34 protein-coding genes are annotated in these 25,164 nt (G+C 61.0%); 29 read left to right on the plus strand and 5 right to left on the minus strand.

Annotation, left to right across the window (positions count from 1 at the left end):
- Positions 1 to 409 precede the first annotated feature (409 nt).
- The 5 genes from rpsL (at position 410) to ABD884_RS03275 (ending at position 5,546) form a co-directional block, all read left to right on the plus strand.
- Positions 410 to 784, plus strand: a complete 375-nt coding sequence (gene rpsL, locus ABD884_RS03255; RefSeq protein ID WP_009358312.1) for a 30S ribosomal protein S12 — start codon at positions 410 to 412, stop codon at positions 782 to 784.
- Position 785: 1 nt separating this feature from the next.
- Positions 786 to 1,256 (plus strand): 30S ribosomal protein S7, encoded by a 471-nt coding sequence (rpsG, locus tag ABD884_RS03260; RefSeq protein ID WP_003803829.1) that lies wholly within the window; start codon positions 786 to 788, stop codon positions 1,254 to 1,256.
- 68 nt (positions 1,257 to 1,324) lie between these two features.
- Entirely contained in the window at positions 1,325 to 3,439 is a 2,115-nt protein-coding gene (gene fusA / locus ABD884_RS03265) for an elongation factor G (RefSeq protein WP_345036143.1), read from the plus strand.
- A 236-nt stretch (positions 3,440 to 3,675) separates the two neighbouring features.
- Positions 3,676 to 4,866 carry an elongation factor Tu gene (gene tuf, locus ABD884_RS03270; protein WP_059387357.1) on the plus strand — a complete coding sequence of 397 codons (1,191 nt, stop codon included), beginning with the start codon at positions 3,676 to 3,678 and terminating at the stop codon, positions 4,864 to 4,866.
- Positions 4,867 to 5,420: 554 nt separating this feature from the next.
- Positions 5,421 to 5,546: a hypothetical protein gene (locus ABD884_RS03275; protein WP_345036150.1), complete on the plus strand. Its 126-nt coding sequence runs from the start codon at positions 5,421 to 5,423 to the stop codon at positions 5,544 to 5,546.
- Between the two features lie 32 nt (positions 5,547 to 5,578).
- Here the strand turns inward: ABD884_RS03275 and ABD884_RS03280 are convergent, their stop codons facing one another.
- Complete coding sequence (locus tag ABD884_RS03280; RefSeq protein WP_345036155.1) at positions 5,579 to 7,006, minus strand: GH1 family beta-glucosidase; 1,428 nt, start codon at positions 7,004 to 7,006, stop codon at positions 5,579 to 5,581.
- On the minus strand, positions 7,003 to 7,326 hold the full coding sequence (locus ABD884_RS03285; protein ID WP_345036159.1) for a hypothetical protein: 324 nt from the start codon (positions 7,324 to 7,326) through the stop codon (positions 7,003 to 7,005). Before ABD884_RS03285 ends, ABD884_RS03280 begins: the two co-directional genes overlap by 4 nt.
- A 69-nt stretch (positions 7,327 to 7,395) precedes the next feature.
- Between ABD884_RS03285 and rpsJ the strand changes: the two genes are divergently transcribed.
- The 23 genes from rpsJ (at position 7,396) to map (ending at position 20,369) form a co-directional block, all read left to right on the plus strand.
- The gene (gene rpsJ / locus ABD884_RS03290) at positions 7,396 to 7,704 is read left to right on the plus strand and encodes a 30S ribosomal protein S10 (protein ID WP_003803825.1); all 309 of its coding nucleotides are present in this window, start codon (positions 7,396 to 7,398) and stop codon (positions 7,702 to 7,704) included.
- An 18-nt stretch (positions 7,705 to 7,722) separates the two neighbouring features.
- Positions 7,723 to 8,373 (plus strand): 50S ribosomal protein L3, encoded by a 651-nt coding sequence (rplC, locus tag ABD884_RS03295; protein ID WP_028265107.1) that lies wholly within the window; start codon positions 7,723 to 7,725, stop codon positions 8,371 to 8,373.
- Between the two features lie 4 nt (positions 8,374 to 8,377).
- Complete coding sequence (gene rplD, locus ABD884_RS03300) at positions 8,378 to 8,995, plus strand: 50S ribosomal protein L4 (RefSeq protein ID WP_028265106.1); 618 nt, start codon at positions 8,378 to 8,380, stop codon at positions 8,993 to 8,995.
- Entirely contained in the window at positions 8,992 to 9,297 is a 306-nt protein-coding gene (rplW, locus tag ABD884_RS03305; protein ID WP_028265105.1) for a 50S ribosomal protein L23, read from the plus strand. Before rplD ends, rplW begins: the two co-directional genes overlap by 4 nt.
- Positions 9,298 to 9,326: 29 nt before the next feature.
- Entirely contained in the window at positions 9,327 to 10,166 is an 840-nt protein-coding gene (rplB, locus tag ABD884_RS03310; RefSeq protein ID WP_028265104.1) for a 50S ribosomal protein L2, read from the plus strand.
- A 12-nt stretch (positions 10,167 to 10,178) separates the two neighbouring features.
- Positions 10,179 to 10,460, plus strand: a complete 282-nt coding sequence (rpsS, locus tag ABD884_RS03315; protein ID WP_018773666.1) for a 30S ribosomal protein S19 — start codon at positions 10,179 to 10,181, stop codon at positions 10,458 to 10,460.
- Positions 10,461 to 10,498: 38 nt separating this feature from the next.
- Entirely contained in the window at positions 10,499 to 10,864 is a 366-nt protein-coding gene (gene rplV, locus ABD884_RS03320) for a 50S ribosomal protein L22 (protein WP_028265103.1), read from the plus strand.
- On the plus strand, positions 10,865 to 11,701 hold the full coding sequence (gene rpsC / locus ABD884_RS03325; RefSeq protein ID WP_028265102.1) for a 30S ribosomal protein S3: 837 nt from the start codon (positions 10,865 to 10,867) through the stop codon (positions 11,699 to 11,701).
- Positions 11,702 to 12,118, plus strand: coding sequence for a 50S ribosomal protein L16 (rplP, locus tag ABD884_RS03330; RefSeq protein ID WP_028265101.1), 417 nt, complete (start codon positions 11,702 to 11,704; stop codon positions 12,116 to 12,118).
- Positions 12,119 to 12,120: 2 nt separating this feature from the next.
- Positions 12,121 to 12,444: a 50S ribosomal protein L29 gene (rpmC, locus tag ABD884_RS03335; protein WP_028265100.1), complete on the plus strand. Its 324-nt coding sequence runs from the start codon at positions 12,121 to 12,123 to the stop codon at positions 12,442 to 12,444.
- A complete protein-coding gene (gene rpsQ, locus ABD884_RS03340) occupies positions 12,441 to 12,740 on the plus strand; it encodes a 30S ribosomal protein S17 (protein WP_035741282.1) in 300 nt (99 codons plus the stop codon). Before rpmC ends, rpsQ begins: the two co-directional genes overlap by 4 nt.
- A gap of 348 nt (positions 12,741 to 13,088) precedes the next feature.
- Positions 13,089 to 13,457 carry a 50S ribosomal protein L14 gene (gene rplN, locus ABD884_RS03345; protein WP_003803789.1) on the plus strand — a complete coding sequence of 123 codons (369 nt, stop codon included), beginning with the start codon at positions 13,089 to 13,091 and terminating at the stop codon, positions 13,455 to 13,457.
- 3 nt (positions 13,458 to 13,460) lie between these two features.
- On the plus strand, positions 13,461 to 13,820 hold the full coding sequence (gene rplX, locus ABD884_RS03350) for a 50S ribosomal protein L24 (RefSeq protein ID WP_028265098.1): 360 nt from the start codon (positions 13,461 to 13,463) through the stop codon (positions 13,818 to 13,820).
- Entirely contained in the window at positions 13,820 to 14,407 is a 588-nt protein-coding gene (gene rplE, locus ABD884_RS03355; protein WP_345036215.1) for a 50S ribosomal protein L5, read from the plus strand. The genes rplX and rplE overlap by 1 nt, the downstream gene beginning before the upstream one ends.
- Before the next feature lie 76 nt (positions 14,408 to 14,483).
- Entirely contained in the window at positions 14,484 to 14,882 is a 399-nt protein-coding gene (gene rpsH / locus ABD884_RS03360) for a 30S ribosomal protein S8 (RefSeq protein WP_028265096.1), read from the plus strand.
- Positions 14,883 to 14,900: 18 nt separating this feature from the next.
- Positions 14,901 to 15,437, plus strand: coding sequence for a 50S ribosomal protein L6 (gene rplF / locus ABD884_RS03365; RefSeq protein ID WP_028265095.1), 537 nt, complete (start codon positions 14,901 to 14,903; stop codon positions 15,435 to 15,437).
- Positions 15,438 to 15,440: 3 nt separating this feature from the next.
- Positions 15,441 to 15,824, plus strand: coding sequence for a 50S ribosomal protein L18 (rplR, locus tag ABD884_RS03370; RefSeq protein WP_345036232.1), 384 nt, complete (start codon positions 15,441 to 15,443; stop codon positions 15,822 to 15,824).
- A gap of 44 nt (positions 15,825 to 15,868) precedes the next feature.
- Entirely contained in the window at positions 15,869 to 16,540 is a 672-nt protein-coding gene (gene rpsE, locus ABD884_RS03375) for a 30S ribosomal protein S5 (RefSeq protein ID WP_028265093.1), read from the plus strand.
- A gap of 2 nt (positions 16,541 to 16,542) precedes the next feature.
- The gene (rpmD, locus tag ABD884_RS03380) at positions 16,543 to 16,749 is read left to right on the plus strand and encodes a 50S ribosomal protein L30 (RefSeq protein ID WP_059387371.1); all 207 of its coding nucleotides are present in this window, start codon (positions 16,543 to 16,545) and stop codon (positions 16,747 to 16,749) included.
- Entirely contained in the window at positions 16,749 to 17,243 is a 495-nt protein-coding gene (gene rplO / locus ABD884_RS03385; RefSeq protein ID WP_345036250.1) for a 50S ribosomal protein L15, read from the plus strand. The genes rpmD and rplO overlap by 1 nt, the downstream gene beginning before the upstream one ends.
- Positions 17,244 to 17,429: 186 nt before the next feature.
- Entirely contained in the window at positions 17,430 to 18,740 is a 1,311-nt protein-coding gene (gene secY / locus ABD884_RS03390; protein ID WP_028265090.1) for a preprotein translocase subunit SecY, read from the plus strand.
- A gap of 5 nt (positions 18,741 to 18,745) precedes the next feature.
- Positions 18,746 to 19,315: an adenylate kinase gene (locus ABD884_RS03395; RefSeq protein ID WP_197023294.1), complete on the plus strand. Its 570-nt coding sequence runs from the start codon at positions 18,746 to 18,748 to the stop codon at positions 19,313 to 19,315.
- Between the two features lie 226 nt (positions 19,316 to 19,541).
- A complete protein-coding gene (map, locus tag ABD884_RS03400; RefSeq protein ID WP_345036261.1) occupies positions 19,542 to 20,369 on the plus strand; it encodes a type I methionyl aminopeptidase in 828 nt (275 codons plus the stop codon).
- A gap of 89 nt (positions 20,370 to 20,458) precedes the next feature.
- On the opposite strand, the gene ABD884_RS03405 is transcribed toward map, so the two are convergent.
- The 3 genes from ABD884_RS03405 to ABD884_RS03415 all read right to left on the minus strand — a co-directional run bounded on the left by ABD884_RS03405 (position 20,459) and on the right by ABD884_RS03415 (position 23,799).
- Positions 20,459 to 21,805 carry an ABC transporter substrate-binding protein gene (locus ABD884_RS03405; protein ID WP_345054482.1) on the minus strand — a complete coding sequence of 449 codons (1,347 nt, stop codon included), beginning with the start codon at positions 21,803 to 21,805 and terminating at the stop codon, positions 20,459 to 20,461.
- Positions 21,806 to 21,913: 108 nt separating this feature from the next.
- Positions 21,914 to 22,852, minus strand: a complete 939-nt coding sequence (locus ABD884_RS03410; protein ID WP_345036267.1) for a carbohydrate ABC transporter permease — start codon at positions 22,850 to 22,852, stop codon at positions 21,914 to 21,916.
- Positions 22,849 to 23,799, minus strand: coding sequence for a carbohydrate ABC transporter permease (locus tag ABD884_RS03415; RefSeq protein WP_345036281.1), 951 nt, complete (start codon positions 23,797 to 23,799; stop codon positions 22,849 to 22,851). The genes ABD884_RS03410 and ABD884_RS03415 overlap by 4 nt, the downstream gene beginning before the upstream one ends.
- A 234-nt stretch (positions 23,800 to 24,033) precedes the next feature.
- Here ABD884_RS03415 and ABD884_RS03420 point away from each other — a divergent pair, with 234 nt between their 5' ends.
- On the plus strand, positions 24,034 to 24,984 hold the full coding sequence (locus ABD884_RS03420; RefSeq protein WP_345036287.1) for a P1 family peptidase: 951 nt from the start codon (positions 24,034 to 24,036) through the stop codon (positions 24,982 to 24,984).
- Positions 24,985 to 25,164: the final 180 nt, after the last annotated feature.

Consider the following 25,164-nt stretch of genomic DNA (forward strand, 5'->3'; position numbering starts at 1 on the left):
GTAGGGACCCTGCCGCCCTGCCCTTAGTATTCAAGTCAAGGTAGGACCCCGCACTCGATGAGTGCGGGGTCCTTCCCGTTTGGTGCCCGACGACGGCGGAAGGGGGCCGCCGTCGTCGTTCGACCCCATACACCCGATTAAGCCCTCCGATCAAGCCATGCTAGAATTTGTGTAATTGTTCTGTGTGGCAGTGGATGAAGGCCGCCGCGGCATCATTTTGGTTTTGTTCTCATGATGTTGGGTGGAGCCTGTTTCCGGGTTGCGGGCTACGTGCGCAACGAATGCCGCACTTTTGCACGCCCTTCGGGTCTTCGGGCCCAGGCCGCAGGGACAACGCCAAAGCTCTCACGTAAACCCAGGCTGACGCTCGGGCGTGGGGGCAGAGATCAAACCAACGGAGAACACGAAAGTGCCTACGATTAACCAGCTGGTCCGCAAGGGCCGCACGCCTAAGGTCTCCAAGACCAAGGCTCCCGCGCTTAAGGGCAGCCCGATGCGCCGCGGTGTTTGCACCCGCGTTTACACGACCACCCCGAAGAAGCCGAACTCGGCTCTGCGTAAGGTTGCACGTGTGCGCCTCAACGGTGGCGTTGAAGTTACCGCCTACATCCCCGGTGTTGGCCACAACCTTCAGGAGCACTCCATCGTGCTCGTCCGTGGTGGTCGCGTGAAGGACCTTCCCGGTGTCCGTTACAAGATCGTCCGTGGTGCCCTCGATACCCAGGGTGTCAAGAACCGCAAGCAGGCCCGCAGCCGCTACGGCGCAAAGATGGAGAAGAAGTAATATGCCTCGCAAGGGTCCGGCCCCGAAGCGGCCGCTAGTTTCCGATCCCGTTTACGGTTCCCCGTTGGTCACCCAGCTGATCAACAAGGTTCTGGTCGACGGCAAGAAGTCCACCGCAGAGCGCATCGTTTATGGTGCCCTCGAAGGTGCACGCGCCAAGTCCGGTGGCGACCCCGTCGCCGCCCTCAAGAAGGCCATGGATAACGTCAAGCCTTCCCTTGAGGTCCGCTCCCGCCGTGTCGGTGGCGCTACCTACCAGGTTCCCGTTGAGGTCAAGCCGGGCCGCTCCACCGCCCTCGCCCTCCGCTGGCTCGTTGGCTACTCCAAGGCCCGCCGCGAGAAGACGATGACCGAGCGCCTCCAGAACGAAATCCTGGATGCGTCCAACGGTCTCGGTGCCGCTGTGAAGCGTCGCGAAGACACCCACAAGATGGCCGAGTCGAACAAGGCCTTCGCACACTACCGCTGGTAAAACTTCCCGGGCGCCGCCGGCTCTTTGAGCTGGCGGCGAACGTGTAGTCCATCCGAAAGGGAGACACCGTGGCACAGGACGTGCTTACCGACCTTAGCAAGGTCCGCAACATCGGCATCATGGCCCACATCGATGCCGGCAAGACCACTACCACCGAGCGCATCCTGTTTTACACAGGTGTGAACCACAAGATCGGCGAAACGCACGACGGCGCTTCGACGACCGACTGGATGGAACAGGAAAAGGAACGCGGCATTACCATCACGTCTGCCGCCGTCACCTGCTTCTGGGACAAGAACCAGATCAACATCATCGACACCCCGGGCCACGTGGACTTCACGGTTGAGGTCGAGCGCTCGCTGCGCGTCCTCGACGGTGCAGTTGCTGTCTTCGACGGCAAGGAAGGCGTCGAGCCGCAGTCCGAGACTGTGTGGCGCCAGGCTGACAAGTACAACGTGCCGCGTATCTGCTTCGTCAACAAGATGGACAAGCTCGGCGCTGACTTCTACTTCACCGTAGACACCATCATCAGCCGCCTCGGCGCCAAGCCGCTGGTCCTCCAGCTGCCGATCGGTGCAGAGAACGACTTCATCGGCGTCGTGGATCTCCTTGAGATGCGCGCTCTGGTGTGGCCGGGCGATGCCAAGGGTGACGTCACCATGGGCGCCAAGTACGAGGTCCAGGAGATCCCCGCTGATCTCCAGGCCAAGGCTGAGGAATACCGTGCACAGCTCGTCGAGACTGTTGCCGAGGCTTCCGAAGAACTCATGGAGAAGTACCTCGAAGGTGAAGAACTCACTGTCGAGGAGCTCAAGGCCGGCATCCGCAAGATGACCATCAACTCCGAGCTCTACCCGGTTCTCTGTGGTTCTGCCTTCAAGAACCGCGGCGTACAGCCGATGTTGGATGCTGTTGTTGACTTCCTGCCGAACCCGCTCGACGTCCCGCCCATGGTCGGTCACGACCCGCGCGACGAAGAGAAGGAGCTCACCCGCAAGCCTTCTGCCGACGAGCCGTTCTCGGCCCTGGCGTTCAAGATTGCCGCGCACCCGTTCTTTGGCCAGCTCACCTTCATCCGCGTGTACTCCGGTCACGTAGAAGCAGGTGCCCAGGTGGTCAACTCGACTAAGGGCAAGAAGGAGCGCATCGGCAAGCTGTTCCAGATGCACGCCAACAAGGAAATGCCTGTTGAAGGCGCTACCGCTGGCCACATCTACGCAGCTATCGGTCTGAAGGACACCACCACGGGCGACACCCTGTGCGACCCGAACAACCAGATTGTCCTCGAGTCCATGAGCTTCCCGGAGCCCGTGATCTCGGTTGCGATCGAGCCGAACACCAAGGGTGACCAGGAGAAGCTCTCCACGGCTATCCAGAAACTCTCCGCTGAGGACCCGACCTTCCAGGTTTCCCTCAACGAGGACACCGGTCAGACCATCATCGCCGGCATGGGCGAGCTCCACCTGGACATCCTGGTGGACCGCATGCGCCGCGAATTCAAGGTCGAGGCAAACGTTGGCAAGCCGCAGGTTGCTTACCGCGAAACCATCAAGCGCGCTGTAGAGCGTCACGACTACACGCACAAGAAGCAGACCGGTGGTTCGGGTCAGTTCGCGAAGATCCAGATCGCTATTGAGCCGATGGACACCGCCGACGGCGAGCTCTACGCGTTCGAGAACAAGGTCACCGGTGGCCGCGTGCCCCGCGAGTACATCCCGTCCGTTGACGCGGGCATCCAGGATGCACTCAACGACGGCGTTCTGGCCGGCTACCCGGTTGTCGGCATCAAGGCCACGCTGATTGACGGCGCGTACCACGATGTTGACTCCTCGGAAATGGCGTTCAAGATCGCCGGCCGTATGGCTTTCAAGGAAGCTGCACGCAAGGCGAACCCCGTTCTGCTCGAACCGCTGATGGATGTTGAGGTCCGCACCCCCGAGGAATACATGGGTGAAGTAATCGGTGACCTCAACTCCCGCCGTGGCCAGATGCAGTCCATGGAAGATGCCGCTGGTGTCAAGGTGATCCGTGCGCACGTTCCGCTGTCCGGCATGTTCGGGTACATCGGTGACCTGCGTTCGAAGACCCAGGGGCGTGCTGTGTACTCCATGACGTTCAACAGCTACGCCGAGGTCCCGAAGGCAGTTGCCGACGAGATCATCCAGAAGAACCGCGGCGAGTAATCACCGACGGATTAACCAGGATGCTGGCCCGTTCCGGGAAGGCATTCAGTGCGGGTGGCCGGGCTTTGGCCCAGGCTGCAGTCCGGTCCCTGCACGAACAGACTCCAGGTACCAGCATTGGCCCCTGAATCTGCAATTTCACCAAATCCAAAGCCCCCAAGTAGACTTGCTGGAGTTTCTGCCGCGAAAAGCGCGGCCGAGGAGCAACTCACTTGAAATCGTTCTAGGAGGAACCTGTGGCAAAGGCAAAGTTCGAGCGGACTAAGCCGCACGTCAACATCGGCACCATTGGTCACGTTGACCACGGTAAGACGACGCTGACTGCCGCCATTTCCAAGGTGCTGTACGACAAGTACCCCACTCTCAACGAGCAGCGCGACTTCGCGTCGATTGACTCTGCTCCGGAAGAGCGCCAGCGTGGTATTACCATCAACATCTCCCACGTTGAGTACCAGACCGAGAAGCGCCACTACGCACACGTAGACGCTCCGGGTCACGCTGACTACATCAAGAACATGATCACCGGTGCTGCCCAGATGGACGGTGCGATCCTCGTGGTTGCCGCCACTGACGGCCCGATGGCTCAGACCCGCGAGCACGTTCTGCTCGCCCGCCAGGTTGGTGTTCCCTACCTGCTGGTCGCGCTGAACAAGTCCGACATGGTCGACGACGAAGAGCTTCTCGACCTCGTTGAAATGGAAGTTCGCGAGCTGCTCAGCGCTCAGGGCTTCGATGGCGACGACGCTCCGGTTGTCCGCGTTTCCGGCCTCAAGGCACTCGAAGGCGACCCGGTTTGGGTCAAGTCCGTCGAGGACCTCATGGAAGCTGTCGACAACTCGGTTCCGGACCCCGTTCGTGACCGCGACAAGCCGTTCCTGATGCCGATCGAAGACGTCTTCACGATCACCGGTCGTGGCACCGTTGTTACGGGTCGCGCCGAGCGCGGTACCCTCGCGATCAACTCTGAAGTTGAAATCGTTGGTATCCGTCCGGTCCAGAAGACCACCGTTACCGGTATCGAGATGTTCCACAAGCAGCTCGACGAAGCATGGGCCGGCGAGAACTGTGGCCTCCTGCTCCGCGGTCTGAAGCGCGACGACGTCGAGCGTGGCCAGGTTGTCGTCAAGCCGGGTTCCATCACCCCGCACACCGACTTCGAGGCCAACGTCTACATCCTTTCCAAGGACGAAGGCGGACGTCACAACCCGTTCTACTCGAACTACCGCCCGCAGTTCTACTTCCGTACCACGGACGTAACCGGCGTTATCACCCTGCCGGAAGGCACGGAAATGGTTATGCCTGGCGACAACACTGAGATGACCGTTGAGCTCATCCAGCCGATCGCTATGGAAGAGGGCCTCGGCTTCGCAATCCGTGAAGGTGGCCGCACCGTTGGTTCGGGACGTGTCACCAAGATCATCAAGTAGTTCCTACTTGTAGATCGGTGGAGTGCCGGCTGCTTGTCGGCCGGCAGCAAACCAAAGAATAACCCCGTCACTGTGTGGCGGGGTTATTCTTTGTCATCTTTTTCGCTGAGCGGCCCGGATCGCACAAAGTGCCTACAAACGGCCGTCAAGGAAGATCCATCGCGGCTTCTTGTGCCTCAACGATGAAACCGTCGGAGCTAGTCCCGCTGCAAACGTTACTTCGGCTGTATCTGTGGTTCTCGGATAGAGCGAAGACTCAAGGCCACGTATTCAGTCAGAAAGGCGACGACCTTAGCTCAAATGGACCAGACCAGACCGGCCTTGTGGCTCAACCCGATCGCCATCCATCGCTGACTGTTGGCGAAGATGCCGGGTCGACGCCCTTGCTCTCGATCTCGGCTGGCCTTGCATCCGCCGATAGCCTTCGATAACTGAGCGAGCGTCCGGCGGGGGCGGCATATAAGTGAGCGAGCGCCCGGGCCCGGGAGTGCACGTCTGCACTGCCGGATGCGGACTGCGCCCTGATAGCGTTGGCCCCAAAGGAGGAATGCGGAATGGGATGGCTCATTTTTCTGCTCGTGGTTGTGGTGGTAGCGGTCGCGGTCTCGTGGGGGAGGAAGTACTTCCGCCGCGAAATTGACCGTGCCAAGCGCATCAACCGGGCGAACAAGAAAGATTGATTTAGCGCGCTCGGTCCATAAAGGACTTTGAGTCAGCTACGGCGGGCCCTACTGAGGGACTTGTACCAGTAGAAGGAGTCCTTGGGGGTTCTTTCGAGGGTGTCGAAGTCCACGTGTACCAGCCCGAATCGCTGTGAATAGCCAGCGGCCCATTCGAAGTTGTCCAGCAGGGTCCAGACGTAGTAGCCCAGTAGTTCCACGTCGTGGGCGATCCCGCCCGGTGCCGTGGCCCGCAACGCTTGTCCGAGGTGCGAGGCAAGGTAATCGATGCGGTCAGAGTCATGGACGGGACCCGCAGTGTGGTCCGGCTCCGGGAAGCTCGCACCACTTTCTGTGATGAACAGGGGAGGCAGCGCAGCTCCGTAGCGGTCTTTGAGCTCACGCAGCAGGATACCCAGATGTTCGGGAGCCACGGGCCAGCCGAATCCCGTGGATTGGTATTCGGGAAAGGCCGCCAGATGGAACGGCAGCTTGGCCATCATGTCGGCATGATTGCCCGGTGTGTTTCCGTCCCCGCGGCCCGAAGCTATCTTGACGGGGTAGTAGTAGTTCAAGCCGTAGAAATCCAACGGCTGGTGGATGGTCTTGAGATCCTCGTCCCGGATCTTGCCTAAGGCCCGGAACCAGGGCTTCACCTGTAGTGGCGGCTTCGGGTACCGCCCCAGGAGGATGGGATCGGCATAGACCCGGTTGAAGATTAGGTCGAAGGCCTTGGCCATGAGACCGTCTGCCAGCCGCTTGCTTGCGGGCCGGACCGGCGAATGGACGTTGGCCACGCCGACAGTTCCTGCCACGCCGGCGGCGCGCAGGGCCTGGACGGCCAGGCCGTGCCCCAACAACTGGTGGTGGGCCGCCGGCAAGGCATCGAAAAGCAGCCGCCTGCCGGGAGCATGGACGCCGAGCGCATATCCTTGCAACGCGACCGAAACGGGTTCGTTCAGCGTGACCCATTGCGCCACCCGGTCACCGAAACGGTGTGCCGCCGCAGCGGAGTATTCGGCGAACCGTTCCGCCGTCGCCCGATTCAGCCAGCCGCCGTCGTGCTCCAACGGCAGGGGGGTATCCCAATGGAACAAGGTCACCATGGGGGAGACCCCGGCCTTCAGGAGCTTGTCGATCAGGCGGTCGTAGAAGTCCAGGCCCTGTTGGTTGACCGGGCCCTTGCCGCCCGGTTGGATCCGTGGCCAGGAGAGGGAGAACCGGTAGGAATCCACGCCCAGGTCCTGCATGAGGGCAATGTCCTCGTTAGCACGGTTGTAGTGGTCGCAGGCGACTGCGGGGGAGTGGCCGTCCACGATCGCGCCCGGCTTCTCGGCAAATGCATCCCAGCTGGACGGTCCGCGACCGTCCGCATTGAGCGAGCCCTCGATCTGGAATGCCGCCGCAGCGACGCCTAAGATGAAATCCGGCCGGATGCGTCCTGCAAGATCCCCCACAGTGCCAGCATCTTGGACAGTCATGACCCCATCATCCCGAGCGCAGGAGCCGATGGCAATGCTCCGCAGGGGCCCAATTGGCTTATGCCGAGGAATTCCGGCATACTAGGTGAGTTGTTCAAGCGCTTCTTCGTGTCCCGATCCGGATAATGCCGGATGTCAGGGTCCAAGCTGAAGCCCAAACATAACCCAGATCCCCCAAGGAATTCGGATGCGTGTGCGTGGAAATCGCGACACGCCCGACCGCGGGGGTCGGTTACACCGGCAAGTTGAGGAACCCGGATCCCTCCGGATTCAGCTTGTGCGGCGGGTGGTAGTACTGCTTCAAATGCTTCGGCAGCCACATACAACACGTAAGTGAACAGGGCAGCCTTTAATCGAGGGCAGCACAGACTGAAAGAGAGTCAGGCGACATGGCGGGACAAAAAATCCGCATCCGGCTGAAGTCATATGACCACGAGGTCATTGATGTTTCAGCGCGGAAGATCGTTGAGACGGTCACGCGCGCAGGCGCAACGGTAGTGGGCCCCGTGCCGCTGCCGACGGAGAAGAACGTGTACTGCGTTATCCGCTCTCCCCACAAGTACAAGGACAGCCGTGAGCACTTTGAAATGCGTACTCACAAGCGTCTGATCGACATCATCGACCCCACGCCCAAGGCTGTCGACTCGCTTATGCGTCTCGACCTGCCGGCCGACGTGAACATCGAAATCAAGCTGTAGGGAGGTGCTGAGAAAACTATGACCGCAACCCGTAACGTAAAGGGCCTGCTGGGCACGAAGCTCGGCATGACCCAGGTCTGGGACGAGAACAACAAGCTCATCCCCGTCACTGTCGTCCAGGCTGACTCGAACGTCATCACCCAGCTGCGCAACGCAGAGACTGATGGCTATGTCGCCGTTCAGATCGGCTACGGCCAGATCGATCCCCGCAAGGTCACCAAGCCCCTGGCTGGTCACTTTGAAAAGGCTGGCGTAACCCCCCGCCGCCACGTCGTCGAACTGCGCACTGCAGACGCCGCATCTTACGAACTGGGCCAGGAGCTTTCTGTCGAGCTCTTCGAAGCCGGTCAGAAGATCGACGTCGTCGGCACCAGCAAGGGTAAAGGCTTCGCCGGTGTTATGAAGCGTCACGGCTTCCACGGCGTTGGAGCCTCCCACGGTGCTCACAAGAACCACCGCAAGCCCGGTTCCATCGGTGGCGCATCCACCCCGAGCCGCGTCTTCAAGGGTCTGAAAATGGCCGGCCGCATGGGCGCAGAACGTCACACCACGCTGAACCTCACGGTTCACGCCGTTGACGTTGAGAAGTCGCTGCTCCTTATCAAGGGTGCCGTTCCCGGCGCCCGCGGCCAGGTCGTCCTCGTACGCACCGCCGTGAAGGGAGCCTAGTTAAATGACTAGCACTGTCAAGGTAGACCTGCCTGCAGAGATCTTCGATGTCCAGACCAACGTGCCGTTGCTGCACCAGGTCGTCGTCGCACAGCTCGCTGCTGCTCGCCAGGGTACCCACAAGACCAAGACCCGCGCCGAAGTTTCCGGTGCAGGCCGCAAGCCGTTCAAGCAGAAGGGCACCGGGCGCGCCCGTCAGGGTTCCATCCGTGCTCCTCACATGACCGGTGGTGGTATCGTCCACGGCCCGACGCCGCGTGACTACAGCCAGCGCACCCCCAAGAAGATGAAGGCTGCCGCACTGCGTGGCGCCCTCTCTGACCGCGCACGTAACGGACGCATCCACGTCGTTGCTGAACTGGTCGAGGGCACCAAGCCGTCCTCCAAGGCAGCATTGGCCGCACTGCGTGCAGTCTCTGAGCGCAGGAACCTGCTCGTTGTGATCGAGCGCGCAAACGACGTCGCAGCACTGTCCGTGCGCAACCTCGCAGATGTTCACGTTCTGTACGCAGACCAGCTGAACACCTACGACGTGCTGGTTTCCGACGACGTGGTCTTCACCAAGGCTGCGTTCGAGGCTTTCATCGCTGACAAGGCAAAGAACGAGGAGGATGCCAAGTGAGTGCAGCCACCATCAAAGACCCGCGCGACGTCGTCATTGCACCCGTCGTTTCGGAAAAGAGCTACGGCCTGATCGACGAAGGTAAGTACACCTTCCTGGTGGACCCCCGCTCGAACAAGGCTGAGATCAAGCTGGCCGTGGAGAAGATTTTCTCCGTCAAGGTCGAATCGATCAACACCATCAACCGTGCCGGTAAGCGTAAGCGCACCAAATTCGGCTGGGGACAGCGCAAGAGCACCAAGCGTGCAATTGTCACCCTCAAAGAAGGCACAATCGACATCTTCGGCGGTCCGCTCGCGTAGCGGAGACCACTTTAACGAGGAAATGAATTATGGGAATCCGTAAATACAAGCCGACTACCCCGGGCCGTCGCGGCTCGAGCGTAGCCGACTTCTCAGAAATCACGCGATCGACTCCGGAAAAGTCGTTGCTGCGTCCGCTGCACAAGACTGGCGGCCGTAACAACACCGGTAAGATCACCACCCGTCACAAGGGTGGTGGGCACAAGCGCCAGTACCGTCTGATCGACTTCCGTCGTCACGACAAGGACGGCGTCAACGCCCGCGTTGCCGAAATCGAGTACGATCCGAACCGCACGGCTCGCATCGCCCTCCTGCACTACGTTGATGGCACCAAGCGTTACATCATCGCCCCGAACAAGCTGTCGCAGGGTGACTTCGTCGAGGCTGGTCCCGACGCTGACATCAAGCCGGGCAACAACCTGCCGCTGCGCAACATCCCGGTTGGTACCACCATCCATGCAGTTGAACTGCGTCCGGGTGGCGGCGCCAAGATGGCCCGTTCCGCAGGTGCTTCGGTTCAGCTCGTCGCCAAGGAAGGCCGTTTCGCCCAGCTGCGTCTGCCCTCCGGTGAAATCCGCAACGTTGACGTGCGCTGCCGCGCAACCGTCGGCGAGGTTGGCAACGCTGAGCAGTCGAACATCAACTGGGGCAAGGCCGGCCGTATGCGTTGGAAGGGCGTTCGCCCGACCGTCCGTGGTGTCGCCATGAACCCGGTCGATCACCCGCACGGCGGTGGTGAAGGTAAGACTTCCGGTGGACGTCACCCGGTCAACCCGAACGGTAAGCGTGAAGGCCGCACCCGCCGCCCCAACAAAGAGAGCGACAAGCTTATTGTTCGTCGCCGCCGTACTGGCAAGAACAAGCGATAGGAGCCTGGACACATGCCACGCAGCCTGAAAAAAGGTCCTTTCGTAGACCAGCACCTCTTTGTGAAGGTCGCCAGGGAAAACGAAAAGGGCACCAAGAACGTCATCAAGACCTGGTCCCGCCGTTCGATGATCGTCCCGGACATGCTGGGTCACACGATTGCCGTTCACGATGGACGCAAGCACATTCCGGTGTTTGTCACTGAGTCGATGGTCGGGCACAAGCTCGGCGAATTCGCTCCCACGCGGACATTCCGCGGCCATGTCAAGGACGACCGTAAGGGCAAGCGCCGCTAAGGCGCTCGCTCTACGGCTTAGACGAGAGAAGGAAAGCAATGGAAGCCAAGGCTATTGCGCGTCACATCCGCGTAACGCCTATGAAGGCCCGGCGCGTCGTCAACCTTGTTCGTGGTAAGCAAGCGAATGAGGCTCTGGCAATTCTGAAGTTTGCCGAACAGGCAGCTTCGGAGCCGGTATTCAAGGTAGTTCAGTCGGCAATGGCAAATGCCCGGGTCCTCGCGGACCGCGATGGCGTTGCCTTTGACGAAGGAGACCTCTACATCAGCGAAGCGTTTGTTGATGAAGGCCCGACCATGAAGCGGTTCCAGCCGCGTGCTCAGGGTCGCGCATTTCAGATCAAGAAGCGCACGAGCCACATCACCGTGGTAGTCGCTACCCCGGAGAAAGAGGAGGCTCGCTAAGTGGGACAGAAAGTAAACCCGCACGGGTTCCGACTCGGCATCACCACCGATCACGTATCGCACTGGTTTGCTGACAGCACCAAGGCAGGCCAGCGGTACAAGGACTTCGTTCGCGAAGACATCCGCATCCGCCAGCTCATGTCCACGGGCATGGAACGCGCCGGTATTGCCAAGGTCGAAATCGAGCGTACCCGTGACCGTGTCCGCGTGGACATCCACACGGCCCGCCCGGGTATCGTCATTGGCCGTCGCGGTGCAGAAGCAGACCGCATTCGCGGCGAGCTCGAAAAGCTCACCGGCAAGCAGGTCCAGCTGAACATCCTCGAGGTCAAGAACCCCGAGATGGAAGCCCAGCTTGTTGCCCAGGGCGTTGCCGAGCAGCTGACTTCCCGCGTGGCTTTCCGCCGTGCGATGAAGAAGGCCATGCAGTCCGCACAGCGCGCGGGTGCCAAGGGTATCCGTATCGCTTGCTCCGGTCGACTGGGTGGCGCAGAAATGTCCCGCTCGGAGTTCTACCGCGAAGGCCGTGTGCCCCTGCACACCCTGCGTGCGAACATCGACTACGGCTTCTACGAAGCCAAGACCACCTTCGGCCGCATCGGCGTGAAGGTCTGGATCTACAAGGGCGACGTCACTGCCAAGGAACTGGCTCAGCAGGCAGCTGCTGCTCCGTCCCGCGGCCGCGGTCCGAGCGACCGTCCGGGGCGCCCGGGTGGCGCTGACCGTGGTGACCGCCGTCGTCGTACCGACCGCCCGGCAGCTGACGCAGCACCTGTTGCTGCAGAGGCTCCGGCAGCTGAAGCTGCTGCTCCCGCAGCAGAAGGAGGACAGGCTTAAATGCTTATCCCACGTCGAGTCAAGCACCGTAAGCAGCACCACCCGGGTCGTTCCGGCGCTGCAACGGGCGGCACCAAGGTCACTTTCGGTGAGTACGGCATCCAGGCTCTGAGCCCGGCCTACGTCACGAACCGTCAGATCGAGTCTGCCCGTATCGCGATGACCCGCCACATCAAGCGTGGCGGCAAGGTCTGGATCAACATCTATCCGGACCGTCCGCTGACGAAGAAGCCGGCCGAAACCCGCATGGGTTCCGGTAAGGGTTCTCCGGAATGGTGGGTCGCAAACGTCAAGCCGGGCCGTGTTCTCTTCGAACTCGCCGGTGTCAATGAAGAGGTAGCTCGCGAGGCACTGCGCCTGGCAATCCACAAGCTGCCGTTGAAGGCACGCATTGTGCGTCGCGAAGGTGGTGAATAGAAATGGCAGTAGGGTCGAAGGATCTCGCACCCGCACAGCTGGACGGTTTCGACAACGAGCGTCTCGTTGAAGAACTCCGCAAGTCCAAGGAAGAGCTGTTCAACCTGCGTTTCCAGTCCGCCACCGGACAGCTGGAGAACCACGGTCGTCTGCGCGCGGTAAAGAAGGACATCGCACGTATCTACACCGTTCTCCGTGAGCGTGAGCTGGGCATTCGTGCCGAGGTTGCCGCACCGGTTGTGGAAGCCAAGGAAGAAAAGAAGTCCAAGAAGGCAGCAGCCAAGGCTGAAAAGGCCGAAGCTGAGGCTGGGGAGGACGACAAGTGAGCGAACAGAAGGAAACTGTGACGGAAGCAGCAGCCAGCGCTGAACAGCGCGGTTACCGTAAGACGCGTCGCGGCTACGTTGTCTCTGACAAGATGGAAAAAACCATCGTTGTTCAGGTTGAAGACCGCGTGAAGCACGCTCTGTACGGCAAGGTCATTCGCCGCACCTCGAAGGTCAAGGCTCACGACGAGCAGAACGCCGCCGGCATCGGCGACCTCGTTCTGATCTCTGAGACTCGCCCGCTCTCCGCTACCAAGCGGTGGCGCCTGGTCGAGATCCTCGAAAAGGCTAAGTAATCCCGCGCCGGACCCTATCCGGCAGCGACATGGATTGGCAGGAAGGCCCGTATTCCGGAAGGAATGCGGGCCTTCCCGCGTTTCGGTCCATAGCGTAAAACGTGCTAGGATATTGAGTTTGTATGGCGCCAGTTGTGCGCCAACAACCACCTCGTAAACAATCGTGCCGCGGCATACTGCCCCGCGCAGTTATTTCCGCAAGGGAAGCTGATGCTGGCGGCACGGGAGTTTAGGCCTGTACTGGCAAAATCCAGGCAGGTCAAGAGACACCCCGATCAACCGTTCCGCAAGGCTCATTCCGTATGCTTCATTTCGGTCTGAGAACCGGCGCGACGCAAGGAGTAAAAATTGATTCAGCAGGAGTCGCGACTTAAGGTCGCCGACAACACGGGTGCTAAGGAAATCCTTACCATTCGCGTTCTCGGTGGGTCCGGTCGTCGCTACGCAGGCATTGGCGACGTCATCGTCGCAACCGTCAAGGACGCTATCCCGGGCGGCAACGTAAAGAAGGGTGACGTCGTCAAGGCTGTCATCGTTCGCACTAAGAAGGAACGCCGCCGTGCGGATGGTTCCTACATCAAGTTTGACGAGAACGCAGCTGTGATTCTGAAGAACGACGGCGACCCCCGCGGTACCCGTATCTTCGGCCCGGTTGGTCGTGAACTCCGTGACAAGAAGTTCATGAAGATCGTCTCGCTGGCCCCGGAGGTGCTTTAGTCCATGGCTAAAATCAAGAAGGGTGACCTCGTTCAGGTCATCACCGGAGCCAAGCAGGAGCGCGGCGGCGACCGCGGCAAGCAAGGCAAGGTCTTGCGCGTCTACCCGGAAGCCAACCGCATCCTGGTAGAAGGCATCAACCGCGTCACCAAGCACACCAAGGTCGGTCAGTCGCAGCGCGGCACCAAGACCGGTGGCATCGAGGTCGTTGAGGCCCCGATCCATGTCTCTAACGTTGCTCTAGTTGACCCCTCGACCAAGAAGCCGACCCGCGTTGGTTTCCGTCTCGAGACCGTTGAGAAGGACGGCGTCTCCAAGACCGTCCGCGTCCGCGTGTCCAAGGCATCCGGGAAGGACATCTGATGAGTGAGACATTGTCTGAGACTTCGGTCGAAACGAAGATCGTTCCGCGTCTGAAGACGAAGTACGCCGATTCCATCAAGCAGACCCTGGTTGATGAATTCAAGTACGCGAACGTGAACCAGGTTCCCCGCCTCGTGAAGGTTGTTGTGAACATGGGTGTTGGAGATGCCGCCAAGGACTCCAAGCTGATCGACGGTGCCGTCCGCGATCTCACCCTGATCACCGGCCAGAAGCCGCAGGTAACCAAGGCCCGCAAGTCCATCGCCCAGTTCAAGCTGCGCGAAGGCATGCCCATCGGTGCACACGCAACCCTGCGTGGAGACCGTATGTGGGAATTCGTGGACCGCCTCGTGTCCCTCGCCCTGCCCCGTATCCGCGACTTCCGCGGTCTCAACGGCAAGCAGTTCGACGGTAACGGCAACTACACCTTCGGTCTGACCGAGCAGGTTATGTTCCACGAAATCGACCAGGACTCCATCGACCGCGTACGCGGCATGGACATCACGGTCGTTACCACTGCAAAGACCGATGACGAAGGCCGCGCGCTGCTCAAGGCGCTTGGCTTCCCGTTCAAATCCGAAGACTAATAACTACGTAGTAGGTCCGGCCGCGGCTGCCTAAGAGCCAACGCGGAAACCATTACGAGGAAGGGCAAGAGCCCAAATGACTATGACAGATCCTGTCGCAGACATGCTTACGCGTCTGCGCAACGCCAACTCGGCATACCACGACACCGTGAGCATGCCGTACAGCAAGCTCAAGGCACGCGTTGCCGACATCCTGAAGGCAGAAGGCTACATCGCTGCCTGGAAGGAAGAGGAAGCCGAGGTCGGCAAGAAGCTGACCATCGACCTCAAGTTCGGTCCGAACCGCGAGCGTTCGATTGCTGGTGTCCGCCGTATTTCCAAGCCTGGTCTCCGCGTTTACGCGAAGTCCACCAACCTGCCTCACGTGCTGGGTGGCCTGGGTATCGCAATCCTGTCCACCTCTTCCGGCCTCCTGACTGACAAGCAGGCCGGCAAGAAGGGCGTGGGCGGCGAAGTCCTCGCGTACGTCTGGTAACGGGAAAGGAAGAGAATAATGTCACGTATTGGACGTCTCCCCATCACCGTTCCTGCCGGCGTTGAAGTTAAGGTTGATGGCTCTGTCATCAACGTCAAAGGCACCAAGGGCGAGCTGAGCCACACTGTAGCCAGCCCGATCGAGGTCACCTTGGACGAAAGCACCTTGACTGTCACCCGCCCGAACGACGAGCGCGCTTCGCGTTCCCTGCACGGCCTGACCCGCACCCTGATCGCCAATATGATCGAGGGCGTCACAAAGGGCTACGAAAAGAAGCTTGAAATCGTGGGTACTGGTTACCGCGTTCAGGCCAAGGGTACTGACCTTGAGTTCGCTCTCGGCTTCAGCCACCCGGTCAATGTCTCCGCTCCCGAAGGCATTACCTTCACGGTGGAGGGGCCGACCAAGCTCTCCGTCGCTGGTATCTCCAAGCAGCAGGTCGGCGAGGTTGCTGCCAACATTCGCAAGCTGCGCAAGCCCGATCCCTACAAGGGCAAGGGTGTCCGTTACGCAGGCGAAGTTATCCGCCGCAAGGTCGGAAAGGCTGGTAAGTAAACCATGGCCATCGCAATTAACAAGAAGCGCACGAACAAGAGCAAGTCTGCCGCACGCAGCCGTCGCCAGCTTCGTATCCGCAAGCGCATCAGTGGCACGGCTGTTCGTCCTCGTCTGGTCGTCAACCGCTCCGCACGCCACATCTTCGTCCAGGTTGTCGATGACACCAAGGGTGTAACCGTGGCTTACGCTTCCACCCTGGAAGCTGACCTTCGTGCACTCGACGGCGACAAGACTGCCAAGGCCAAGCGCGTCGGCGAGCTCGTTGCCGAGCGTGCCAAGGCTGCAGGCATCGAAGCAGTTGTCTTCGACCGCGGTGGTAACAAGTACCATGGCCGCATCGCCGCTGTCGCTGACGGTGCTCGCGAAGGTGGGCTGGCACTGTGACCGAAGTGAATAAGGAAAAGGACACCGTGTCTGCTGAACAGAACGTGACTGAAGCTGCAGCTGCTGAGGCAACTGAGACCGCTGCTGCCACCGACGACCGCCGCGGCGGCCGTCGTGGCGAGCGTGGCGACCGTGGCCAGGGCCGCGGCGACCGTGGTGGCCGTGGTGGCCGCGATGGCGGTCGCGAGGCCGAGAAGAGCCAGTTCGTAGAGCGCGTTGTAACCATCAACCGTGTTGCCAAGGTCGTCAAGGGTGGTCGTCGCTTCAGCTTCACCGCGCTCGTCGTCGTTGGTGACGGTAACGGCTTGGTTGGCGTCGGGTACGGCAAGGCCAAGGAAGTTCCCGCAGCTATCGCAAAGGGCGTTGAAGAAGCCAAGAAATCCTTCTTCCGCGTTCCTCGCGTTGGCAGCACCATCCCGCACCGCGTGCAGGGTGAGGCCGCAGCAGGCGTTGTCATGCTGCGTCCGGCTTCGCCTGGTACCGGTGTTATCGCCGGTGGTCCGGTCCGCGCGGTACTGGAATGCGTCGGTATCCACGACGTTCTCTCCAAGTCGCTCGGTTCTTCGAACGCCATCAACATCGTTCACGCGACTGTTGACGCTCTGAAGCGTCTGGAAGAGCCCGCTTCCGTGGCAGCCCGTCGTGGCCTGCCGCTGGACGAGGTCGCTCCGGCTGCTCTGGTGCGCGCACTCCAGAACCAGAAGGCAGGTGTTTAGTCATGGCTAAGAACCTGACACCCTCCGACGCTCAGTTGGAGATCACCCAGATCAAGGGCGTCATCGGCGCCAAGCAGAACCAGCGTGAAACCCTGCGGTCCCTCGGCCTCAAGCGCATCGGACACACCGTTGTCCGTACCGCTGACGCCGTGACCGTTGGAATGCTCAACACGGTTCCGCACCTCGTGAATGTAGAGGAGGCGAAGTAATGGCTGAGAACAAGACTGCCGATAAGGCACAGAACGAGGCTGCTGACAAGCAGAACGCTCTGAAGGTCCACCACCTGCGTCCCGCCCCGGGTGCAAAGACTGCCAAGACCCGCGTTGGTCGTGGTGAAGGCTCCAAGGGTAAGACCGCCGGTCGCGGTACCAAGGGTACTAAGGCCCGCTACCAGGTCAAGGCTGGCTTTGCCGGCGGCCAACTGCCGCTGCACATGCGCTTGCCGAAGCTCCGCGGCTTCAAGAACCCGTTCCGGGTTGAGTTCCAGGTCGTCAACCTGGACAAGCTCAGTGAGCTGTTCCCGGAAGGTGGAGTTGTCACCGTCGAGTCCTTGGTCGAGAAGGGTGCCGTTCGCAAGAACCAGCCCGTCAAGGTGCTGGGCACCGGCGACATCACCGTCAAGGTTGACGTCACGGCCCACGCTTTCTCTTCCAGCGCCGCTGAAAAGATCGCAGCAGCAGGCGGAACCACCACTGCCCTCTAAGGGGCTTTGGGGCACAGCCCGCTGTAAATAGACTCCCGGTGCGGGGGCTTCGGCCCCTCGCACCGGGAGTTTTTTCATGTGGCGGGCACCCTCGATTGTTCGCATGGCGCATGAAGCCGTTAGACTCGGGTGTTGGGTTTCAATGACCCCTTCGACACCCTTGGACTTTTTAACTCAGGAGGACGCTTGCTAAGCGCATTCAGCCGGGCATTTCGAACGCCTGATCTGCGACGCAAGTTGTTGTTCACGCTGGGAATCATCACAATCTTCCGCTTGGGCGCTTTTATCCCCTCGCCTGGTGTGAGCTACCAAAATGTTCAGCAATGTTTGTCAAGCAATCAGGACCAGGGCGGCCTCTACCAGCTCGTGAACCTGTTCAGCGGTGGTGCACTGCTGCAGGTATCGATCTTTGCCTTGGGGATCATGCCGTACATCACGGCCAGCATCATCGTGCAGTTGCTCCGCGTGGTCATTCCGCGGTTCCAGCAGCTGTATGAGGAAGGCGCCTCGGGCCAGTCGAAGCTGACGCAGTACACGCGCTATCTGACCATCGCGCTGGGTCTTTTGAACGCCACCACCCTGGTGTCCCTGGCACGCTCCGGGCAGCTGCTGCCCAACTGCCAGCTGCCGATCATCCCCGACACCAGCATCATCGCCACGATTCTTGTGATCATCACGCTGACGGCCGGTACAGGCCTCATCATGTGGATGGGTGAACTCGTCACCGAGAAGGGCGTGGGCAACGGCATGTCCCTGCTTATCTTCACTTCCATTGCGGCCGGCTTCCCGACCTCCTTGGGTGCCATCTGGAACTCCAAGGGCCCTGGCACCTTCTTCATGGTATTGATCATCGGTTTGGTGACCGTTGCACTTGTCGTGTTCGTTGAACAGTCCCAGCGACGCATTCCGGTCCAGTATGCCAAGCGTATGATCGGCCGTCGCACCGTGGGCGGCACCAGCACGTACATTCCCATCAAGGTGAACATGGCCGGCGTCGTGCCCGTTATCTTTGCTTCCTCGATGCTCTACTTGCCCGGGCTGATTGCACAGTTCAACCAGCCGAAGGCTGGAGAGTCCCTGGCCCCATGGGTTGAATGGATCAACAACAACCTCACCAAGGGTGACCACCCCATCTACATGGCGTTGTACTTCGTCATGATCGTGTTCTTCACCTACTTCTATGTCGCGATCACCTTCAATCCCGAAGAGGTCTCCGACAACATGAAGAAGTACGGTGGGTTCATTCCGGGCATCCGGGCGGGTAAACCGACCGCGGACTACCTGCAGTACGTGCTTTCCAGGATCACCCTCCCCGGGGCCTTCTACTTGGGCTTCGTGGCGTTGATTCCGTTGGTTGCACTCGTCCTGATCAGCGCAAACCAGAACTTCCCGTTCGGTGGCACGTCAATTCTGATCATGGTGGGTGTGGGCCTGGAGACCGTCAAGCAGATTGATGCGCAGCTACAACAACGTCACTACGAAGGGCTTTTGCGATGACGAGAATGCTGATCATTGGACCTCCGGGTTCGGGCAAGGGAACCCAAGCTGAGCGAATTTCCGAGCGCTTGGGCGTAGTCGCCATTTCCACGGGCGACATCTTCCGTGCAAACGTCAAAGGCGAAACCCCGCTGGGTATCGAAGCCAAGAAGTACATGGACGCCGGCGATTTCGTTCCGGACAGCGTGACCAACAAGATGGTGCGTGATCGACTGAACGAAAACGACGTCGAAAACGGCTTCCTGCTTGATGGATACCCGCGCACCACCGCCCAGGTGGACTACTTGGACCAAATCCTCGCCGACACGGAAGAGAAGCTCGACGTCGTGCTTCAGCTGACGGCCGACGACGAGGAGCTTGTCTCGCGCCTGCTGGGCCGTGCCAAGGAGACCGGGCGCTCGGACGACAACGAAGCTGTCATCCGCCACCGCCTGGACCTCTACCACCAGCAGACGGAAGCAGTGGTGGCCAGGTACGCCGATCGCGGCATCCTGACCAAGGTCGATGGTATTGGCGGCATCGATGAGGTCACTGACCGTGTCTTGTTGGCCATAGAGACAACCAAGGCCGTCTAGTCGCCGCATGATTGTCGAAGAGGGTGTGTCCCGCGCTGGAGTGAAAATGCTCCCAGCCCGGGACACACCCTTTTCTTTACACCGTGCGCGGTCACCGAGAATCCGTGCCGTCCTGGAGCAATGATGGCTCCGGTTTCGGGCAGCGCCGCTGATGCCGGAAAATAGGAGTAGGCAGGGTGATTTGGTCCTGCATCCCACAACAAGCACCCCACCCCAAGAGGAGACCATGGCGTTCGGCCAGCCCCGCATCGAATATAAGACCAATGAGCAAATGCGCAAGATGCACGAGGCAGGATTGGTCCTCAGCCGCGCGCTCGACGCAGCCGTTGCTGCCGCGAAAGCCGGCGTGACTACGCGGCAGATCGATGCCGTCTTTGCGGCTGTCCTGAACGACGCCGGAGCGAAGTCGAACTTCCTCGGCTATCACGGCTTTCCGGCGACGATCTGCACCTCCGTCAATGAGGAAGTGGTCCATGGCATCCCTGGCGACCGCGTGCTTCAGGACGGAGACATCATTTCGATTGATGGCGGAGCGATCGTTGACGGCTGGCACTCCGACTCCGCCAGGACCGTGATAGTCGGAACGGCCGATCCAGAGGACCAGCGGCTATCCGATGTAACCCAGGCCGCGATGTGGCGGGGGATCGCTGCTTTGGCCTTGGGGAAGTTCGTGGGAGACATCGGCAACGCGGTGGACGACTATGTCTCGTCCGTGCCGGGAAAGCCCCTGGGCATCCTGGAAGACTATGTGGGCCACGGCATCGGTTCGGAGATGCACATGGCCCCGGACGTGTTGAACTACCGCACCACCCACCGGGGTCCGAAGATCAGGCCCGGGTTGTGCCTTGCCATCGAACCCATGCTGGTTCGTGGCAGCATCGAAACAGCGACCCTCGACGACGACTGGACCGTGGTGACCACCGACGGCAAGCGTTCGTGCCAGTGGGAGCACTCGGTTGCCGTCCACGAAAAGGGTATCTGGGTGCTTTCCGCGCCCGACGGCGGTGCAGAGCAGCTGATGCCGCTCGGCGTCGTACCCGTTCCGATTCCCTGACGACACGCAAAAGCCCCAGCGATACAGAAAATCCCTGGCGCCGCCGTATCCGGGCGTCGCCAGGGATTTTGCGTGTCCGAGCGAGTTCCCTAGCTCTTGAGCTTCGGCTTCACGTCCTTGGTGTAGATGCCCTCGAGGGTTGTCTTGAGGTCGGTCATCGTGGCCTTCACGTCGCCCTGCTGGGTAAGGATCTTCGCGGCAGCCTTAGCCATCTCCTGATCGGCACCGGGCAGGAAGACCCTGGCGTTGTCCTGCACCTTGGTGACTGCGAGCTGGTCCATCGCTGTCTTTATCTGAGGAGTCTTTGCGAGGACTGCCGTCATGTCCGCCGAAACGCGGGTGGGCATGTAGCCGGTCGCGGCTGAGAAGGCCGCCGTGTTTTCAGGTTCGGTCATGAACTTCAGGAAGGTGGCAGCCGCGAGCTGGACCTCCTTGCTGACACCGCTGGGAATCCCGAGCCCGGCGCCGCCAGTGGGGCAGACGTTGGTCCCGGCCTTGGGACCGCCCGGCAGGAAGCCGACCCCGACGTTGAACTTAGCGGACTTCAGCACACCCAGGAGGTCCCCGGTGGAGGAGATCGTGGTGGAGGTAATGCCTGCGGCGAAATCGTCGGCCGCATTCTTGGAGGAGACGCCGGCCCACTTGTCCTTGTAGATAGAGTCTTGCGCCCACTGCAGGGCAGTGACGGACTCAGCGGAATCGCAGTTGAAGGTCCATCCGTTGGACCAGCTGCCGCCCCAGCCCCACAGGTTGTTCTGCAGCGTCCATCCTGCGTAGCCGGCCAGCGCGGGGTAGATGTAGGCGTACTTGGCGCCCGAGCTTGCCTGGAGCTTGGGAGCCCAGTCAGCGAATTCCTGCCAGGTCTTGGGCGCCCGGTCCGGAAGGCCGGCAGCGTTGAAGTGGTCCTTGTTGTAGTAGAAGAGGGGGGTGGAACGGCCGTAGGGAAGCGCCCACTGCTTGTCGGCGTATTGGTAGTCCGCTACGAGGGACTTCTGGAAGTCATCGATCTTGACGTCAAGCTGCTTGATGAGGCCGTCCAACGGAATGATGTTGCCGTTGGTGTAGTAGCGGAACCACCAGACGTCGGAAAGTACCACAAGGCCGGGGAGGGCGGACTTCGCGGCTTGCGAGGTCTGGAACTTTTGGGCGATTTCCTCGTAGTTGGCGCCTGCCGTCACGAGGTTCACCTTGATGTCCGGGAACTTCGCTTGGAACTTGTCGATGATGGATTGCTCGACGGTTTGGGACTGCCCGGGGTGGCTGGTCCAGAAATCGAACGAGCCGGCCGGTTTGACGCCGGTGAAGTCGATATCCGAAGGGCTGCTGCTTACTGCGCTGCCGGTGGTCGACGGACCGCCGCATGCTGCCAGGGCGGCGGCTCCGACTCCGAGTCCGGCGAGCCCCAGGAAGTTTCTACGATCAAGGCTCATTGCCATGGTTGGTCCTCTCAAGGATTCAAAGGTGGTGATGGTTGTTTGGACGGCGCGGCCAAGCACGGGTTGGAGCAAGGCCATGGGGGAGGGTGCGGGTTTGGTGTCGCGTGGTTAGCCGGTGACACTGCCTTGGGTGAGTCCAGCAACGATGTAGCGCTGCAGTGCGGCGAAGACCAGGAGGATGGGGATGATTACCAAGACTGCCCCGGCCATCAGGATCCCCCAGCCGGCGCCATTTCCTTCAGAGTTCTGAAGGAGGGTCAGTCCGACCGGGAGAGTCATGGTGTCCGGCCGATCCGTGATGATCAGGGGCCAAATGTAGTCGTTCCATTCGCTGACCACGGTGACGAGGGCCACGGTGGCGATCGAGGGGAGGGACACGGGAGCCACCACTTGCCACAGCCTGCGCCAATGGCCTGCGCCGTCGATTTCCGCGGCTTCGAGGATGGACGCCGGAAGCGTCTTGAAATGCTGGCGAAGGAGGAAGGTTCCGAAGGCCGTGCCGAGGCCCGGGAGAATGATTCCCCACAGGGTGTTCTTCCCGCCGATTCCCGCAATCAGGATGTAGTTCGGGAGGATCGACACCTGTGGCGGGACCATCAGGGCCACGAGGATCACGACGAAGATGACGTTCTTGAACGGGAAGCGGACAAATACCAGGGCGTACGCCGTGAGGATCGCCAGGATCACTTTTACCGTGGAACCCACCGTGGTGACTATCAGGCTGTTCAGGAAAAACCGGGCGAACGGTACGGTGGTCATGGCCGTCTGGTAGTTCTCCAAGTTCAGGCCCTGCGGAAGGATTTTGAGATCCGTGGTGACGATCTCGCCAGGCTGCTTGAAGGAGCTCAGCACCATCCACAACAGCGGCAGGACCACCACGAGGGTGGCGACGATCAGCGGGATGTAGCCTCCGGCCACCGTCTGGACGAGGTTCGCGCGGGAGAAGGGCCGGTCGCGCCGTGCTGGGCGCTCCGGACCGCCGTCGGGCGCCTTCTGGGTTCCGGCGCCTGTTGCAGGGCTGGGATTGACGGGGGAGAGGGGGCTCATGAGTAGTGCACCTTCCGTTCGACGAACCGCAGCTGGAGCACGGTAATGATGAGCAGGATGGCGAAGAGCACCACAGAGATAGCGGCCGAGTATCCGGCGCGGTTGTAGGCTCCGAAGGCCTGCAGGTAGGCCTCGTAGATCAGGGTGTTGGTGCCGTTGCCCAGCGGCGTCATGATCCGGATCAGGTCGAAGGCTTGGAGTGAACTGATCATGGTGGTGATCAGCAGGAAGAACGTGGTGGGCGAAAGCAACGGGACCGAGATGCTTATGAAACGGCGGACGCCGTTGGCGCCATCCAGGGACGCCGCCTCCATGACGTCTTTCGGGAGCGACTGGAGTCCTGCGAGGTAGACCACCGCACAATATCCCAGGTTCTTCCAGACATAGACGATGATGACCATCACCAGGGCAAGCTGGGGATCGTTGATCCATTGCGGGCTTTGCTGGCCGATGCCCCGGAGAAGCCAAGACAGGACGCCGTACCCGGGGTCGAAGATGAACAGCCACACAAGGCCCACGCCCACGCCGCTGAGGACATAGGGGGCGAAGACTGCCGAACGCGCAAAAGTGGTGCCGCGGACCTTGGAGTTCAAAGCCAGGGCGACCAGGAGTCCCAGCACCATGGAACCACCAACGGTGACCACCGTGAAGAGGGCCGTTGTTCCTAGCACTTGGGGAGCGTCGGAGCTGGTGAAGAAGTTGATGTAGTTGTCGAAGCCCACGACCGTGGCCGACGCGGAGCCCAAGGTCCAGTCAAGGGTCGAGTAGTACATGTTGTTGATCAGCGGCAGGTACGTGAATACCGCTATCAGCGCCAGGTTCGGCAGGGCCAATGCCAGGAACACGAAGAAGTCGCGTCGGGTCCGGCCGGACCAACGTGCCCGGCGCTGAGCAGCCGGGACAGTCTGCGCGGGGCGCGCGGGGCTGCCAATCAGTTGTCTTGTCATGGGGGTCTCTAACGGTTTGCAGATATTGGGGCGCGCCGGATTCGGACTGTCGGGTCGAGGGGCGGCTAGCTTTAGCCCACCACACGGAAACACCTGTCAAGTCAAAAAACGGGCCACCGCCGGGATTGTTGGATAAGCCTTCTGCGCTCGTTTACTCGATGTTTCGTGGGGGGTGGGGACTTGTTTACATTCGAGGCAGAACTACCGTTTGTGCCGAAGGAGCAGAATAGGCACATGACTTCCAAGATCACTGACGTGCCAGGAATCCGGGTGGGACATGTCCAGCGAATCGGCGACGGCTGGCTGAGCGGGGTGACGGTGGTCCTTCCGCCGCCGGGGACCGTGGGCTCCGTGGATGTCCGGGGCGGCGGCCCGGGAACGCACGAGACCGACGCGCTTGACCCCACCACCTTGGTACCCACAGTCGATGCAGTAGTGCTCACCGGTGGGAGTGCCTTCGGCCTGATCACGGCCCATGGTGCCCAACGGTGGTGCGAAGAGCAAGGACGCGGGTTCGCCGTGCCTGGGGGAGTGGTCCCGATCGTTCCGGCTGCCGCGATTTTCGACTTGGGTCGCGGAGGTGACATCGCCGCCCGCCCCGACGAGGCGATGGGCTACGAAGCGGCCGCTGCGGCTGCGGCAGCGGACGAGCATGCCGACGTCGGGCGCGGAAGCATCGGTGCCGGTACTGGTGCCGTGATTGGCCGCGGCGCGTTCAAGGCGGGAGTGGGAACTTCATCCATCACCCTTGACGGCGGAGTGGTGGTCGGCGCGCTCGCTGTGGTGAACGCGCTCGGGATGCCTTTCGGCGTATCGCCCCGGCAGGCGGAGCCCGGCAGTACCAGTCAGGTGGCGCCCCCGGCGTTGAACACAACCCTTGTGGTCGTCGCTACGAATGCGGTGCTCGACCCCGCAGAATGCAAGCGGACCGCCAGTGCGGCACATGCCGGCCTGGCCCGGGCCTTGAGCCCTTCCCATACCCTCGCCGACGGCGACACCGTGTTCGCGCTGGCGACATGCGCCGTCGGGCTTGACCGCAGTTCGGAACAAGCGAGGCAGGTTTCGCTCATAACCCTGCAAAGCGCAGCGGCAGACGCCGTCCGCCTGGCTGTTCTTGACGGCGTCGCGTCCGCCGAATCGATTACGACGGCGGCAGGTACCTTCCCGGCCTACGGTCCCGTTTAGCGCGATCCAGGGGGCTCCGTGCCCCGAGGGAGGGTGGCACCGCGCCGTCGTCTGCGCTAGCATAGGCGGATTTAACATTCGCGCCGCATTGGAGTAGAGTTGTCTGTTGGTTGTCTGCGCAGCCACGCCCATTTAACAGGTCGCGAGTCCTGCTGGGTGGAGTGGCAGGAGCGGGACGGC

The sequence above is a fragment of the Arthrobacter methylotrophus genome, assembly GCF_039539965.1.
Taxonomy (GTDB): Bacteria; Actinomycetota; Actinomycetes; order Actinomycetales; family Micrococcaceae; genus Arthrobacter; species Arthrobacter methylotrophus.

What these genes read in the sequence shown, in the direction of transcription:
- rpsG (WP_003803829.1), top strand. Translation starts at nt 786, where the DNA reads ATGCCTCGCAAGGGTCCGGCCCCGAAGCGGCCGCTAGTTTCCGATCCC.
- ABD884_RS03275 (WP_345036150.1), top strand. Translation starts at nt 5,421, where the DNA reads ATGGGATGGCTCATTTTTCTGCTCGTGGTTGTGGTGGTAGCGGTCGCG.
- ABD884_RS03280 (WP_345036155.1), bottom strand. Translation starts at nt 7,006, where the DNA reads ATGACTGTCCAAGATGCTGGCACTGTGGGGGATCTTGCAGGACGCATC.
- rpsJ (WP_003803825.1), top strand. Translation starts at nt 7,396, where the DNA reads ATGGCGGGACAAAAAATCCGCATCCGGCTGAAGTCATATGACCACGAG.
- rplC (WP_028265107.1), top strand. Translation starts at nt 7,723, where the DNA reads ATGACCGCAACCCGTAACGTAAAGGGCCTGCTGGGCACGAAGCTCGGC.
- rplD (WP_028265106.1), top strand. Translation starts at nt 8,378, where the DNA reads ATGACTAGCACTGTCAAGGTAGACCTGCCTGCAGAGATCTTCGATGTC.
- rplB (WP_028265104.1), top strand. Translation starts at nt 9,327, where the DNA reads ATGGGAATCCGTAAATACAAGCCGACTACCCCGGGCCGTCGCGGCTCG.
- rpsS (WP_018773666.1), top strand. Translation starts at nt 10,179, where the DNA reads ATGCCACGCAGCCTGAAAAAAGGTCCTTTCGTAGACCAGCACCTCTTT.
- rplV (WP_028265103.1), top strand. Translation starts at nt 10,499, where the DNA reads ATGGAAGCCAAGGCTATTGCGCGTCACATCCGCGTAACGCCTATGAAG.
- rplP (WP_028265101.1), top strand. Translation starts at nt 11,702, where the DNA reads ATGCTTATCCCACGTCGAGTCAAGCACCGTAAGCAGCACCACCCGGGT.
- rpmC (WP_028265100.1), top strand. Translation starts at nt 12,121, where the DNA reads ATGGCAGTAGGGTCGAAGGATCTCGCACCCGCACAGCTGGACGGTTTC.
- rplX (WP_028265098.1), top strand. Translation starts at nt 13,461, where the DNA reads ATGGCTAAAATCAAGAAGGGTGACCTCGTTCAGGTCATCACCGGAGCC.
- rplE (WP_345036215.1), top strand. Translation starts at nt 13,820, where the DNA reads ATGAGTGAGACATTGTCTGAGACTTCGGTCGAAACGAAGATCGTTCCG.
- rpsH (WP_028265096.1), top strand. Translation starts at nt 14,484, where the DNA reads ATGACTATGACAGATCCTGTCGCAGACATGCTTACGCGTCTGCGCAAC.
- rplF (WP_028265095.1), top strand. Translation starts at nt 14,901, where the DNA reads ATGTCACGTATTGGACGTCTCCCCATCACCGTTCCTGCCGGCGTTGAA.
- rplR (WP_345036232.1), top strand. Translation starts at nt 15,441, where the DNA reads ATGGCCATCGCAATTAACAAGAAGCGCACGAACAAGAGCAAGTCTGCC.
- rpmD (WP_059387371.1), top strand. Translation starts at nt 16,543, where the DNA reads ATGGCTAAGAACCTGACACCCTCCGACGCTCAGTTGGAGATCACCCAG.
- rplO (WP_345036250.1), top strand. Translation starts at nt 16,749, where the DNA reads ATGGCTGAGAACAAGACTGCCGATAAGGCACAGAACGAGGCTGCTGAC.
- ABD884_RS03395 (WP_197023294.1), top strand. Translation starts at nt 18,746, where the DNA reads ATGCTGATCATTGGACCTCCGGGTTCGGGCAAGGGAACCCAAGCTGAG.
- map (WP_345036261.1), top strand. Translation starts at nt 19,542, where the DNA reads ATGGCGTTCGGCCAGCCCCGCATCGAATATAAGACCAATGAGCAAATG.
- ABD884_RS03405 (WP_345054482.1), bottom strand. Translation starts at nt 21,805, where the DNA reads ATGGCAATGAGCCTTGATCGTAGAAACTTCCTGGGGCTCGCCGGACTC.
- ABD884_RS03410 (WP_345036267.1), bottom strand. Translation starts at nt 22,852, where the DNA reads ATGAGCCCCCTCTCCCCCGTCAATCCCAGCCCTGCAACAGGCGCCGGA.
- ABD884_RS03415 (WP_345036281.1), bottom strand. Translation starts at nt 23,799, where the DNA reads ATGACAAGACAACTGATTGGCAGCCCCGCGCGCCCCGCGCAGACTGTC.
- ABD884_RS03420 (WP_345036287.1), top strand. Translation starts at nt 24,034, where the DNA reads ATGACTTCCAAGATCACTGACGTGCCAGGAATCCGGGTGGGACATGTC.